Raw genomic sequence first — 15,122 nt, forward strand, 5'->3', positions numbered from 1 at the left:
AACGATTCAACTATATTTCGTTTTTCCAGTTCAATCGGTCTTGTTGGCTGTATTGCCAAGGTGCACCATTATTCTCTATGTTGGTCATCATAGCATTTATAGGCATTGGAGCTGCGCTTTGCTCCATCACAAGATAACGTCTCATATCCATAATAATAGAAAGCGGGCTGATATTTACAGGACATTCCTCTACACAAGCATTGCAAGAGGTACAAGCCCACAATTCTTCTGGAGTAATGTAATCGTTCAATAGCGATTTGTTGTCTGGTACAAAAACACCTTTGTTGGCATCAATGTTCTTTCCTACTTCTTCCAATCTATCTCTTGTATCCATCATAATTTTACGAGGAGACAGTTTTTTGCCTGTTTGATTTGCAGGACAAGAAGAAGTACAACGACCACATTCAGTACATGTGTAGGCATTTAATAACTGAACCCAGTTTAAATCCTGAACATCGCTGGCACCAAATTTACTTGGAGCTTCATTTTCTGAAACTGGCGCTGCCGCAAAAGGATCTGCATTTGGATCCATCATCAGTTTTACTTCGGCAGTTACTGAAGCCAAATTATCAAACTGTCCTTGAGGATTTAAATTAGCGAAGTAAGTATTTGGGAAAGCCAATAAAATATGAAGGTGTTTTGAGAAATATAAATAATTCATAAAAATCAAAATCCCAACAATATGCAACCACCAAAAGCCTTCATTTAGTAACATCACCAACTCATTTGACATTCCATTGAACACCGGTGCAATAAATTGACTTATTGGATAAGAGCCTGCTTTTATAAAATGTGAAAATCCTCCAGGTACATTTTGCAAATGAAAATCGGTGGCATTCATTAATAAAAACAAAGTCATTAAAGTAATCTCAAAATACAAAATATAATTGGCATCACTTTTTGGCCAGCCTTTTAAATCAGCGTGAATAAATCTTCTCAACTTAACGATATTTCTTCTTATCAAAAATACAGTAACAGCAAACAATACCAAGAAAGCCAAGACTTCAAAAGAACCAATTAAAAAATCATAAACAACTCCAAGAGGAGCAAAAATTCTATGAGTTCCAAATAAACCATCAATAATGATTTCTAGTAATTCAATATTGATAATAACGAATCCAACATAAACTATGATATGCAGTATTCCAGCAACGGGTCTTTTTACCATTTTGGATTGCCCCAGAGCAATCATTGCCATATTTCTCCAACGTGCTTTAGCATTATCTTTACGATTAACATCAACGCCAAGATTAATATTCCTAATGATTTTTTTTACATTCGAATAAAAATACCCGAATCCAATAATCAACACTATGGCAAATAACACATTACTAAGGTAACTCATAAATACTAGTTTTTTATTTTTGTTATAGAATCGTTTGGAGCAACATATGGTTTGTTTTTCTTACCAAAAACAGAAACATTTACATAACGTGTTGGATTTAATCTTACATCCTGTAGAAGCAACTCTAACTCCTTGGAAGTTTTTTCTAAATTAGCATAAAGTGCCTCGTCTTTCAGTAATTTTCCCATGGTACCTTTTCCAGACTCTAAACCTTTCATTAATGCATCCACTTTGCTCAATGTCGCATTTAAATTTCTAACAGTATTACCTAAATCAGCTTTGTTTAATGAGTCTGAAATTTTAACGAAATTATCAGAGACTTTATTAAAATTAGAAACAACACCTTTCAACTGTCCTTTATTTTCATCCAAAATCACATTTGCATTTGATGCAACTTTATGGAATTGCTCCATAGTCGCGCTAAGTTCTGCTAAACTCTTTTTTAAATCTGCTTGCCCTTTTGCATCCAAAACAGAATTAAAACTAGTAATTAATTTATCTGCACTGGTCATTAATTTCTCTACTTTAGCCATAACTGGGGCCGCTTTGTCGCCCAATGAAGCCATAAGACTAGACTCTATAGTGCCCGCTAGGTAATCCCCATTTTCGGCGATAATTTTGTCTGAATAATTAGGATGGATGGCTACTTGCTTGCCACCAATAAGACTGGCATCATAAATTGTAGCCGTGCTTGATTTTGATATTGGAAATTCAGTATTTATTTGCAATTCAACCAATAAAGTTCCTTTTTCACTAATCGTAATGGTTTTCACTTTACCTATGCTCAGTCCATTGATTGTTACTGGAGCTGAAGGCGCAAGTCCCTCGACATTAGCATATTCAACATAAAAAGTTTTATAACTATTAAAAAGGTCTTTTCCTTTTAAAAAACTGTATCCCCAAATGAATAATAAAATTGATGTAATAACTAAAATGGCAGTTTTTATTTCTCTTGTAATTTTCAAAATTTTGTTTTTTTTAATGGGCAAATTTAATATAAAATATTCGAATTTATGAGTATTATTTGATTGCTTCCTGAATGCTTATTTTTTTTCCATTTTTGAATGCTATTAAAAAAGCTGAATTATATCCTTTGGATTTCACTTCATTTAATTGGTTCTTGGCATTTTCATAATCGGAAGTTTCACCGTATAAATATTTATAAATATTATCTTCATAAACAAGTTTTACATTTTGCAATCCTTTAAAATTTTTAGGTTCCAGTGCTAACTTTTTTTTACTAGCCGATAACTGAATTTTATAAATCGAACCTAGAGTATCTTTTTTAATAATCCCTTTATTAATCTCAGTTTTATTAACATCTGGATTTTCAGAACTTTTTACAGGATTTTCTCTAAGGATTTGAGATGGCTTTTCTCCAAAGGTTTCTGCTCCCCCATCCCCAAAATAATCATACTTATAACTGATTATTGCATTAGCAATAGCTCTGGCAATATCATTTTGTCCTTCTTCTGAATTTAATAAATCCCCTTCAACAGGATTGGAAATAAAACCAGTTTCAATTAGAACCCTAGGCATATATGCTTTATGCAAAACCATAAAAGGAGCTTGCTTCACACCTCCATGTCTTAATTTCTTACCTAATTTTGCAAATTCATCTTCTACCTTACCTGCTAATGAAATACTATTATCTAAATATTCTTCTTGCATCAAAGTCATACCAATCATGGTTTCTGGAGAATTTGGATCAAAACCTTCATATTTCTGCTTATAATCTTTTTCCATTGTGATTACAGCATTTTCCTTTTTGGCAGCTTCAAGATTTGAAGCAATCTTATTCATCCCCATAACGTAGGTTTCAGTTCCATCTGCTGCGGTATTTCTATTGGCATTCAAATGGATAGAAACAAAAATATGAGAATCAGCTCTATTGGCAATATTGGCACGCTCTATCAAATCAATAAAAACATCGGTCTTTCTAGTATATATAACATCTACCTTAGGATAGGATTCCAAAATTTTACCCACTTTTAAAACAATGGCTAATGCAATATTTTTTTCAATCCGTCCATTATAATTCGCACCAAAATCATGACCTCCATGACCAGCATCTAAAGTAACTTTAAAATCATTGGATTGGCTATGCGATTCTACTGCCAACATTACTAATAAAAATGTGAATGCAATTTTTATTTTTTTTGATATATACATCTATTAGTTAATTTAATTATAAGACTTCCGTTATAAATTTATGATTTGATTATTTTTGCCAAAAAATTATAGTAATTTTGGCTCGCGAATATTCGAGTCTTCATTTTACAAAAATAGCATTTAAACCTTTGCATACAAACTTATTTAATATCGTTTTACTATCATTTTTCCTATCTTTAGGATGTTCTAATTTATATTCACAAGATATAAAAAAGAAACAAACAACAATTCCGTCTAAGAAACAAGAAGTTAAGAAACCGATCCAGGAAGATAGTATTAAAAATCCTCTGGTCGAATCACCTACTGACACCATTAAACTAGACACCATTAAGGTTAAAAAAAACTTTCTTAATGGCAAAGTAAAATACAAAGCGGAAAAATATGCAAAGATTGAACAAAAAAAGAAACTCATAACTTTATACGACAAGGCTGAATTATACTACCAAGATGTTGAATTAAAATCTGGTATTATAGTAATGGATTACGAAAAAAATGAGGTTTATGCGGGAAGAATAAAAGATTCGCTCGGTAATTACACACAATTTCCAAATTTCAAACAAGGTTCAAATGTTATCGAACCTGATTCTATTCGCTTTAATTTTAAAACTAAAAAAGCTTTAATTTGGAATTCAAGGTCTTCTCAAGGAGAATTTAACGTAAAAGCGGCCATTACAAAAAAAGAAAACGATTCGGTGTATTTTCTAAAAGGAGCACGATTTACCACTTCAAAAGATGTAGACAATCCTGAATATTATTTTCAAACCAATAAAATAAAATTTATTCCTGGTAAAAAGATAGTTACGGGTTTCACCAATATGGTGATTGAAGGAGTACCTACTCCAATATTCTTACCTTTTGCTTATTTTCCTCTTTCAAAAGAAACTAGTACATCGGGAATTATTTTACCATCGTATAATGATTCAAACACTAAAGGTTTTTCACTTCAAAATGGAGGATATTATTTTGCGTTAAGCGACCACTATAACTTAACCGTTATTGGAGATTACTATACTAATGGGAGTTATGGTTTAGGAGTGCAATCATCCTATGCAGACAGGTACCATTATCAAGGAAATCTTCATATTAGATTTGAAAACAATATCGTCAGTGAAAGAGGATATCCAGATTATTCCAAGACGAAAATTTACAATATTCAATGGTCACATTCTCAAGATTCGAAAGCCAATCCAAATTCTACTTTTTCAGCTTCTGTGAATTTAGGAAGTAGTCAATATTATCAAAAAACTATAAATCAAATCAATGTTGGTTCCTCATTAAACAACACTTTGAGTTCTTCCATATCGTACAGTACAGTATTCCATTCAATCCCAGAAAGCAGAATATCACTGACTGCAACCCATTCCCAAAATACGAATACAAAAGTAATTGACATGACTCTTCCTACGCTACAGTTTAGCTTAGATCGTATTTATCCATTTGCACTAAATGACGGAGCAAAAAAGGGAATCTTCAAAAACATCAACTTACAATACAATTTAAACGGAAAAAATCGTTTTCTAACAACCGATTCATTGTTTTTCAAACCCGAAATGTTCCGAGATGGAGAACTCGGATTCCAACATACAATTCCAGTAAGTACTAACTTCAAAATTTTGAAATATTTTAGTGTTTCTTCTTCTTTAAATTATGAAGAAGTTTGGTATTTTAATACTATCAACAAGCGTTATGACGACCAATTAAGCACCGTTGTTACCACTGATGTAAAAGGATTTGACTCTTTTAGGACATACTCATCTTCTACTAGTGTTGGAACTACAATTTACGGTACATTTAATTTTGGTGATGACAAAATAATAAAATCCATTCGACACGTCATGCGACCAGCGATTTCGCATAGTTACACCCCTAGTTTTGAAAAATATTATGATACTTATGCAACAGATGGTAGTGGTACGATGCAAAAAGACTACACTCGATTTGAAGGAGGTATGTACGGTGTTCCTGGCATGAATAGTTCTAATTTTGTCGGCTTCAACCTTAGTAATACATTCGAAGCAAAAGTAGCTGACAAGGATAGTACCAAAGTTGAGCCTAAGAAAATAATGCTGCTTAACAATTTAAATTTTTCAACGAGTTATAACTTTGATGCCAAAGAACTTGCCTGGGCACCAGTTAGAGTAAGCGGTGGAACTCAGTTTTTTGACAATAAATTGAGTGCGAATTTTGGAGCAACTCTGGACCCATACGCGATTGACAATTCCGGAAATAGAATAAATGTTTACAATATCAATAATGGAGGTAGTCTTTTTAGAATGACGAGTGCCAATTTGACTATGAATTATTCAATATCAAGTACGAAAGAGAAAAAACAAAAAGACAAAAACGACCAAGGTAAAAGAAACGGAGGGCGTGAAGATGATTTATTTGGATCAAATATTGATGCTAATAATATTAGAAAAAGCCAGTTTGACGGGGACAATGAAAATGAAGATGTTGTTTCAGAATTCTTTAGATCAAAATTACCATGGGATATGACATTTGCCTATTCTTTAACGTATGGAAATAATAACAGAGAAAAGAAAATAACAGGAAACTCCATTATGATTTCTGCAAATGCTGATTTAACACCAAAATGGAAAGCAGGAGTTTCTACAGGATATGATTTTGTACAAAAGGGTGTTACCTTTACACAATTACGTTTTGAAAGGGATTTGATGAGTTGGAGAATGGCTTTCAACTGGACTCCATTTGGAGATAGTGCCAGCTGGAATTTTTTCATTGGCATCAAATCAGGTGTACTTAGTGACATTAAATGGGAAAAAAGAAAACTTACCAATCAATAGATTAACTCTAAATATATAGGTTATGAAAACAATAATTTACACCGAAAATGCCCCTGCACCAATTGGACCTTATAATCAAGCTATATTAAAAGGAAATACGTTATATACTTCTGGTCAAATTGCATTAAATCCAGCAACAATGGAATTGGTAGTAGACAATATAGAATCAGAAACCAAACAGGTGATGGAAAACATGAAAGCCGTTCTCGAGGCAGCTGGAATGACTTTTGAAAACGTAGTAAAAACAACCATTTTCATTATGAATATGAATGATTTTGGAAGTATTAATACTGTTTATGGATCTTATTTTAATGAAAAAACCGCTCCAGCTCGTGAAACGGTTCAAGTGGCTTGTTTGCCAAAAAATGTAAATGTAGAAATATCTATGATTGCTGTGCTATAGCATTAATCAACAATTGTGCTGTCGCTTCATTAGTTGCCAGCGGCACATTATGTACATCACAAACACGAATAAGCATATTAACATCTGCCTCATGCGGATGACTAGAAAGAGGGTCTTTAAAGAATAAAACCATTTGTGTTTTACCTTCAGCAACTCTTCCTGCAATTTGTGCGTCACCCCCTAATGGTCCAGAAAGCATTCTTCTGGTTTTAAAACCGGCAGCTTCCGCCCTTCCTCCAGTTGTTCCAGTTGCAATGAACTTTATTTTTTCTTGCTGCAACACCTCGCGGTTTTTAATTAGAAATTTAACAATATCTTCTTTTTTACCGTCATGGGCAATAATTGCTATTTCCATATAATTATTTATTTGCAATATGATAAGCTATCAATCCATCAATAGGTCTTCTTAATACATTACCCAATTGCAATTCGTATTTTTCAAAAATTTCAGCTAATTCATCTTTTAGATAAAAAGCAATCGAACCTACAAAATGTACAGGTACTTCTTTACAATTTTCAAATTGCTTGATATAATTCTTAATGAAAGATTTCATTTCCTTAAAAATGATTTTTCTACAAAATTCATGTTCCTTATTCTGAATTAAAAATTTTGCAAAAGTGGCAAGATAGGCGTTCGGATTTGGCTCTTTATACAATTTACTTTTGATATAATCTGGGTCCACATCATACTCTTTTTCAAAAACTTCGGCCAATTCTTTTGGCATTTTATTAAAATAGTATTTTCTAATTAAACTTTTTCCAAAAACGTTTCCGCTACAATCGTCCATAACAATATAGCCTAATGATTGTACTCTTTGTTCTAAAACCTTACCATCAAAATAACTGCAGTTTGAACCAGTACCTAATATACTAACAATTGCTTTTTCCCCTTTTGGTGTAGTGGCAAAAACAGCTGCATATGTATCTTCTTCAACAACTACAATAGCATTTGAAAAATATTCTTTAAAAACCTGAGAAAGAAAAATTTTCATCCTATCAGTTCCACAACCAGCACCATAGAAAAATAAATGGGTGGCCAATTTTTTATTTTGTAATATATCAAATCGATCATTCAAGCGATCGAGAATTTCATCTTTATCAAGAATTTCTGGATTTAAACCTAACGTTTGTGTGGTAAACATAACTTTCCCGTCATCATCTATTGCAATCCAATCTGCTTTAGTAGAACCACTATCAACTATTAATTTCATATGTAGATATTTATATATTTTTATCGGTCATATGTAATTCGCATATCTTCATTGGCACTTGTAACCAATTTATGCTCATTTCATATTATTTGGTTTATTGGTTATGAATTTTGTCCCTAATTTTAAACACTTCTGGCGAGAAACATTCAATAGAACAAAAAAACAAAATCCCATTAATTTCACTTAATGGGATTTGTAAAATTATAAATTTTATTTTAATGAAGAGATATGTACAGCTAGGTCAATTAATTTACTTGAATAACCATATTCATTATCGTACCAAGATACCAATTTGAAGAAAGTTGAATTTAAACCAATTCCTGCAGTAGCATCAATGATTGAAGTTCTTTTGTCAGAAATAAAATCTTGAGAAACAACTGCATCTTCAGTATATCCTAAAATACCTTTCATTGTCGTTTCAGAAGCTTTTTTCAAAACAGCCATAATTTCTTCGTAAGAAGTTTCTTTGGCAACTTTTACAGTTAAATCTACTGTAGAAACGTCTGCAGTAGGAACACGGAATGCCATTCCTGTTAATTTTCCATTCAATTCTGGAATAACTTTTCCAACAGCTTTAGCAGCACCTGTAGATGAAGGAATAATATTTATACTTGCAGCACGTCCACCTCTCCAGTCTTTTCTAGAAGGACCATCAGCTGTCATTTGAGTTGAAGTTGTTGCGTGAACAGTAGTCATCAAAGCTTCAACAATTCCAAAATTATCATGAATTACTTTAGCCAATGGAGCCAAACAGTTTGTAGTACAAGAAGCGTTTGAAACAACAATATCAGAAGCTTTTGCAGTTTCGTGATTTACTCCCATTACAAACATTGGCGCATCTGCAGATGGAGCAGAAATAATTACTTTTTTAGCACCACCTTTAATGTGCTCATTTGCAGTTTCAATAGTTGTAAATATACCTGTACACTCTGCAACTACATCAACATCAACTTCATTCCATTTTAAATCAGCTGGGTTTCTTTCAGCAGTAATACGGATGTTTTTTCCGTTTACATAAAGTTTACCTTCCTTTACTTCTACAGTTCCATTAAAACGACCGTGAACTGAATCATATTTTAATAAATAAGCTAAGTGATCTACATCTAATAAATCGTTGATTGCTACTACTTCTACGTTGTCTCTATTGAAAGTTTCTCTGAAAACAATTCTTCCAATTCTACCAAATCCGTTTATTCCTAATTTTACTTTTGACATTGTATTAAATTTAAATTATTTTTTTATTTTATTCTCTTTTACTTTTAAATAGACATAATATCTGAAACGCGAAGCAATTCCTGATCTATTTCAGTATGTCCTTTGATGGCTTGTTCTAAAGGTGTTAATTCAATTTTATCACATAATAATCCAACCATGAAATTTGATTTACCCTCTAATAAACATTCAACCGCTTTTACTCCTAATCGACTAGCCAAAACTCTATCAAAACAAGATGGAGCACCACCACGTTGCATATGCCCTAACACTGATACACGTACATCATATTCCGGAAAATTTGATTCTACGTAATCCTTTAGTTCAAAAACGGTTTTACCTATTTTATCACCCTCAGCGATAACCACTATACTTGAAGATTTTCCTGCAGCTTTACTTTTTCGTAAAGAGTCCAACAAACGATCCAATCCTAAATCTTCTTCTGGAATAAGAATTTCTTCGGCTCCAGCACCAATTCCTGCATTCAAAGCTATATGACCAGCATCACGCCCCATTACCTCAATAAGAAACAATCTGTTGTGAGAACTTGCCGTATCACGAATTTTATCAATTACATCAACAACTGTGTTTAGAGCGGTATCATAACCCAGAGTATGGCTCGTACCAAATATGTCGTTGTCGATAGTTCCAGGAATTCCCATAACTGGAAAATTATATTCAGAATTAAATAATAATGCTCCTGTAAAAGAACCATCACCACCTATTACTACCAGAGCATCAATTCCTGCCTTAACTAAATTCTTATGTGCTTTTTCTCTTCCTTCGGGAGTCTTAAATTCCATTGATCGAGCAGATTTTAAAATAGTCCCGCCTTTGTTTACAATGTTATTTACACTACGGGGTCCCATTTCTTTAAAATCCCCTTCAATCATTCCTTGGTACCCCCTATAAATACCAACACATCCTATATTATGAAAAGCACATGTTCGCACAACAGAACGAATAGCAGCGTTCATTCCCGGAGAGTCTCCTCCAGAGGTAAGTACACCTATCTTTTTTATTGTTTTTGACATTTTTTTAAGTATTAAAGTGTAAATTTAGCAAATATCAAAGACATTTTAGGGGGGCTTTCTAACATTTTAATAAAATATCTGAAATTCAAACGTTTTCGTTGATAAGTTTTTTTAATTAAAAAATGGCTATTATTTATTTCCTTTTTTTAAATCTAAAACTGTTGAAAAAGGGGAAATACGAACTATTTATCTCTTTTGTAAAAACAAATAAACAGACAGTATAAAATAATTGAATAAGTGCAAAACAAAATTTTAGCCATAAAGTTAACTAAAATTTTCAAAAAAGACATAAGTCCTTAATTAATAATTAATTATGATTAATCATCCTCTGGAAGTATAGCATCTTGATTAATTTTCGGTTTGTCCGAATTAGGCTCTTTGGGTTTGGTGAAATTAATAATATCAGGATTCAAATTGGAATCTGAATTATCAACTTTTGTTTTAGATTTTTTTTCTTTGGTCAGTTTATTACTTTTAAACATTTTATCGACCAATTCTCTAAAAGTATCAAAGTCTACTTCGTAAGTAATACCGGCACCTTGAGTATAACCAATATCCTGTCCTATATAATTTAAATCATTTTCTTTATTGAAAACATGGAAATTAAAAGACCCATCATCATTTACTCTGTACTTAATATCAACCGCTCCCACAATAGCGGATTCATTAACACCTCCAAATGGCACCCCAATTTTACCATTTATCGTAATTCTTTCATTTACTTGAGAAGTAACAATTGCTTCGACTCTACCATCTGTTTGGGTACTTGGTCTATTGTCTGGTGAAACAACATTAAAATTCATTTCAAATTTCTCATTATTTGATTGAACTATATTTCCCAACATACTCGAAGCTGTTTCATACATGCTTGATGCAACCGCTTGACTTGATCCATCTCTGCCTAAAAAACTCCCTGTTGACAATAAATACAAAGCTTGGGTTTGCCTTACATCTTTATCAGCTAATTCTGTTTGAAGTTCAGATTTTAAAACACTTGTAATGGTAGGAAAATCTATCATGAAATCAGGCTCTGGACGAGACAAATCGCCTCGAATCCCAATTATAACTTCAACATCAACCTTTTTATTGACACTTGAATTTTCTAATAAAAGTGCTGGATTTGCAGATGTTTTGTAAACTGCTTCGAGATTCAGTTGAGCTCTCATAGGGTCACCTTCCCAAATAATAGAACCTCCTTTTTTAACTTTAAATTTTTTATCAATTAATCCACCATATTTAAAATTATAAGTACCGTCATAAGGCAAGAAATCACCCCACATATTGAAAGCACCAAGTGTATTGATTTTAAACAAAAGTGTACCATTTCCGCGTCCTTTCATTCCGTGTCCAGAATTCCTGTCCAAAATAACTTCAACTTCCGCATTGGGAGTTATTTCAAGATCAAACTCTAATTCAAGTCCGTTATAATTCTTTGTTTTATCAACAATTCCTTTTTGTAAATTGAATTTTTCTTTCGGGGTTATAAAATGAATAAAGCTATTTTCGCTAACGCTTTCCGCACTGTTTATTGGTATTTTAAGAGCAGAGCCTTTTTCAGATTTTGCATCAACTTTAATAAATAAACCATTTGCAGGCCCTTTAATTGTGGCAATACCATTAATAAATGCTGTTCCAAAATAAGCGGCATCTTCACTATCTTTAGTGTCCAGCACAAGAAGTCTCTTAGAATTAATAGCCAAATCTAATTTCCAATCCGAAAAATTTTTATGCTCCACTACTCCATTTAAAGTTCCCGTAGTGTTGTATTTTGTATCTATCAAAGTGTTATTTCTGAAAAGAAATTTTTCACCTGTAAGATCAATAATAGTTTTTTCTTTTAGTGCATAATCAACATTAAGGTATGGTATTGCCAATCCTCCGCCATTGACGTATAGACGCCCATTGACATCCGGTTTGCTTAAGGTTCCACCAACGGTTGCATTTCCAGATACCAATCCTCTTATGTGGGAAATAACATCTCCTCCCAATGAACTTAATGTTGCCAAATTGAATTTGTCAAATTTTAAATTCAAGTCAAATAAGGTTTCTTTGTTTACTATCTCAAAGGTTCCATCGGCACTAAAAGATTCAAAATCTTTATTTTCAATAGTAGAAAATAAGGTGAATTTTCTAAAATTTTCATCCCCTTTTATATCAAAATTTAAAACTCCCAAATCATAATCATTAACTTTCAAGCTATCAATCCGCAAGGATGCTGTAGGTTTATAGACCTGCTTATTTTGGTTGTAATTAATTTTTCCGTTTAAATTTCCATAAATGGCAAAACTCTGTTGGGCCGAGGTTAATGCATTGATATCAAAATTCTTGAATTCGACATTAATATCTTTATAATAATTCCCCTTGAACTCACCATCGAGTTTTATTTCTTGCTCCTTATTGGAAAGTATAAAATCATCCAGTTTAAACTCCGTTAACTTTTTATCAAAAACTAAACGATTATTGGATAGATTTCCCTCATTCAAAAACCACAAACTATTTTTTAATTTGATTTCTGATTTACTGAATCCGATTACATTTTTATTTTCCTTATTAATTGTATGATATAAATCCAAATTAAAATAATCCTCCCCTTTTGAACCTCCTTTAAACTCAGTCCTAAAAAACAAAGTATCTTTTGAAGTGACATTTATTAAACTAAAATCACGGATTTTATATCTCTTAGTTTTAATACTGTCCAACTCAATGTAGGCATTATACAATGGGTTCTTATTATCAATAGAAATCCTAATATTATCAAAAGAATTATCAGCCTGTTTTATACTTGGAGAATTAAAATTGAATTTGAATTCATTAATATCCGAATTAATATTTCCTTTTACGACAGTATTTTCACTTAGCTTTATATCAGGCAAAAACACTTCAACTATCTTATTATAAACTTCAAAATTAAATTTCAAAAACTGCCCTTTTTTAACTGGAATAGGTTTGTAATTTGTATAAAGACTTCCCAGGGAATTTGTAACCAAACCTTTTAATTCCGAGAATTTATATTTTCCCACAACCGTTCCATTAGTTATATCGGGAGCTGTTATTTTTATAGTTCTAATTCTTTTATCATCAAAACTGGAATTCAAATTAAAATCATTGAACTGATAAGTATCCTTAGGATTAGTATAGTTGGCGGTATTCACGTAGATATTACCGTGCATATCATCAATAGAATTCCCCTGTACATCAACAATAATATTCCCGTTAAATTTAGAAACACTATCTTTTACAAAATTCAATTTATTCAATTCCGCTTTATCTATTTTAATCTGAAAATCATATTGGCTTTCTTTTTTACTTAAATCTACCAATCCATCAAAATTCATTTTCAAATTAGGATCATCTACAATAATTGATCCTTTATATATAGGTAATTTGAAATTACCATTTACGGCAACATTCTTATAATTATAGCCATTATAAACAATACTTGAAACTATTCCTTTTAATGAGGTATTCAAATACTTTTCTGAAAAACCATGTCCATCGACATCAATATTTAAACTTATTTTAGACAAATCCTTATTATCCAATAAATTTCCAATATTAAAATCATCCAAAACAACATAACCAACATAAGCTGCCTTGTCACTTTGATCCATATTATTGATAATGAATTTTGATTTTACAGCACCCAAAGCAGTGTTTGCCATCAGATTGGCATGGATTGAGGTGGTTGTAACCTGGGTGTTTCCAATTAATGAAATATCTCCAAATTTCTTTAAGATAATAGGGAGCTTTTTACCTAAAACATTCGGCAATATACTTACCAAATCATCATAATTAGCATCCAATTGATCAAACTTTCCATTCATATAGAATTTTTGATCTTTTGTTCCTAAAAGGTTTTTAAAATTTATAAAACCAACGATTTTAGTACCTCTATTATCTCTTAGATATAAATCGAGAAATTTCAAATTGTTTAAAGGTCCCGTAATATGTGATTTAAGTTTAAAATATTGATATTTACCCAATTCATTGTAAAAACAACGAATATCATTGGAGGCTAATTTTGCAGATTTTAACTGAACATCAAATTCGACTTTATTTTGAAAATCAGAAAAATCTTCAATCTCATAGTTCAAAGCGGCATAACCCTTAATACTGGATTCTTTGGTTTCAATTTCCATTTTATCCAATATCATATGCTGTTGCGTAAAACTATAATTTCCTTTTAAGCTCTTCACATACAAACCTCTATGATCCAAAAAAGACATTTTTTGGATATTGGCATATACTTCGGGACCGTATACTTTAAAATTGGTAACCAATATATTCAATCTTGTAAAATCGACAGGTTTTACAGTTTCATGATTTTCATTCGACAAAATAAATCGACCATTCGACAAATCAATACTTGAAGCAGTTAATAAAAAATGCTTTTTAGAAGGTGTTTTGCTTGGAGGACCAAAGGCGTCTAAAAAATAATCCAGATTGGTTTTATTTTCTTTTTTATAAGTTTTTAAATTAAAAAGAACACCATTCATTGCCAAATCTCCAAAAATCACATCCCCATCTAAAATCTTTTTGGCGCCTAAAAATGATGTATTCAATCTTTTAACATAAATCAAGGTGTCTTTATGATGATCTATAATCAAAACTTTTTTAAGTTTTACACCACCAAAAAGGGTAAGCTGTACTTCATCAATATCCATGTGAAGCCCATAATCATCATTGATGCTTTTCATGAAATACTGAGCCAGCTTAGTTTGAACAAAAGGTAAACTAAGGGCTATAAAAAGTACTAACAAAAGTAAAATTAGTCCAAGTAGACTGCGGAATACTATTTTTTTAATCTTTTTGATAAGAGTCGCTTTTTGTTTTTTTAGTACAAATAAATAATTTGCCGTTGGAAATACTAATACCTTAACTAAAAAATCTTTAATTTTGGCACAGCTGTAAAAATACTATTTTTATAGTAATCCATCAAAT

General features: G+C 31.9%; 10 protein-coding genes. 2 read left to right on the top strand and 8 right to left on the bottom strand.

The features are described 5' to 3' along the window. Positions 1-10: 10 nt before the first annotated feature. The 3 genes from C8C85_RS00155 to C8C85_RS00165 are packed head-to-tail and all read right to left on the bottom strand — an operon-like array spanning position 11 to position 3,517. Positions 11-1,345, bottom strand: a complete 1,335-nt coding sequence (locus C8C85_RS00155; RefSeq protein WP_116795255.1) for a (Fe-S)-binding protein — start codon at positions 1,343-1,345, stop codon at positions 11-13. A gap of 5 nt (positions 1,346-1,350) precedes the next feature. Further along, positions 1,351-2,310, bottom strand: coding sequence for an MlaD family protein (locus tag C8C85_RS00160; RefSeq protein WP_116798317.1), 960 nt, complete (start codon positions 2,308-2,310; stop codon positions 1,351-1,353). 55 nt (positions 2,311-2,365) lie between these two features. Next, positions 2,366-3,517, bottom strand: a complete 1,152-nt coding sequence (locus tag C8C85_RS00165; RefSeq protein ID WP_116795256.1) for an N-acetylmuramoyl-L-alanine amidase — start codon at positions 3,515-3,517, stop codon at positions 2,366-2,368. Between the two features lie 128 nt (positions 3,518-3,645). On the opposite strand from C8C85_RS00165, the gene C8C85_RS00170 reads away from it, so the two are divergent. Both C8C85_RS00170 and C8C85_RS00175 read left to right on the top strand, forming a co-directional pair. Continuing rightward, positions 3,646-6,321 (top strand): putative LPS assembly protein LptD, encoded by a 2,676-nt coding sequence (locus tag C8C85_RS00170; protein ID WP_410501033.1) that lies wholly within the window; start codon positions 3,646-3,648, stop codon positions 6,319-6,321. Between the two features lie 22 nt (positions 6,322-6,343). After that, positions 6,344-6,724: a RidA family protein gene (locus C8C85_RS00175; protein ID WP_116795258.1), complete on the top strand. Its 381-nt coding sequence runs from the start codon at positions 6,344-6,346 to the stop codon at positions 6,722-6,724. On the opposite strand, the gene C8C85_RS00180 is transcribed toward C8C85_RS00175, so the two are convergent. The 5 genes from C8C85_RS00180 to C8C85_RS00200 form a co-directional block, all read right to left on the bottom strand. Beyond that, the gene (locus C8C85_RS00180; protein WP_116795259.1) at positions 6,705-7,079 is read right to left on the bottom strand and encodes a methylglyoxal synthase; all 375 of its coding nucleotides are present in this window, start codon (positions 7,077-7,079) and stop codon (positions 6,705-6,707) included. The two genes, C8C85_RS00175 and C8C85_RS00180, sit on opposite strands and share 20 nt — an antisense overlap. A gap of 4 nt (positions 7,080-7,083) precedes the next feature. Further along, positions 7,084-7,935 carry an N-acetylglucosamine kinase gene (locus C8C85_RS00185; protein WP_116795260.1) on the bottom strand — a complete coding sequence of 284 codons (852 nt, stop codon included), beginning with the start codon at positions 7,933-7,935 and terminating at the stop codon, positions 7,084-7,086. Positions 7,936-8,145: 210 nt separating this feature from the next. After that, positions 8,146-9,150, bottom strand: coding sequence for a type I glyceraldehyde-3-phosphate dehydrogenase (gene gap, locus C8C85_RS00190; protein WP_116795261.1), 1,005 nt, complete (start codon positions 9,148-9,150; stop codon positions 8,146-8,148). Between the two features lie 44 nt (positions 9,151-9,194). Continuing rightward, positions 9,195-10,181 carry a 6-phosphofructokinase gene (gene pfkA, locus C8C85_RS00195; protein WP_116795262.1) on the bottom strand — a complete coding sequence of 329 codons (987 nt, stop codon included), beginning with the start codon at positions 10,179-10,181 and terminating at the stop codon, positions 9,195-9,197. Positions 10,182-10,498: 317 nt separating this feature from the next. Beyond that, a complete protein-coding gene (locus tag C8C85_RS00200; protein WP_116795263.1) occupies positions 10,499-14,941 on the bottom strand; it encodes a translocation/assembly module TamB domain-containing protein in 4,443 nt (1,480 codons plus the stop codon). Positions 14,942-15,122: the final 181 nt, after the last annotated feature.

Origin of the sequence: Flavobacterium sp. 103 (assembly GCF_003096795.1) — a bacterium.
Classification (GTDB): Bacteria; Bacteroidota; Bacteroidia; order Flavobacteriales; family Flavobacteriaceae; genus Flavobacterium.

Coding starts and splice junctions, on each gene's coding strand:
- gap (WP_116795261.1), bottom strand. CDS start 9,150: ATGTCAAAAGTAAAATTAGGAATAAACGGATTTGGTAGAATTGGAAGA.
- C8C85_RS00185 (WP_116795260.1), bottom strand. CDS start 7,935: ATGAAATTAATAGTTGATAGTGGTTCTACTAAAGCAGATTGGATTGCA.
- C8C85_RS00155 (WP_116795255.1), bottom strand. CDS start 1,345: ATGAGTTACCTTAGTAATGTGTTATTTGCCATAGTGTTGATTATTGGA.
- pfkA (WP_116795262.1), bottom strand. CDS start 10,181: ATGTCAAAAACAATAAAAAAGATAGGTGTACTTACCTCTGGAGGAGAC.
- C8C85_RS00180 (WP_116795259.1), bottom strand. CDS start 7,079: ATGGAAATAGCAATTATTGCCCATGACGGTAAAAAAGAAGATATTGTT.
- C8C85_RS00175 (WP_116795258.1), top strand. CDS start 6,344: ATGAAAACAATAATTTACACCGAAAATGCCCCTGCACCAATTGGACCT.
- C8C85_RS00165 (WP_116795256.1), bottom strand. CDS start 3,517: ATGTATATATCAAAAAAAATAAAAATTGCATTCACATTTTTATTAGTA.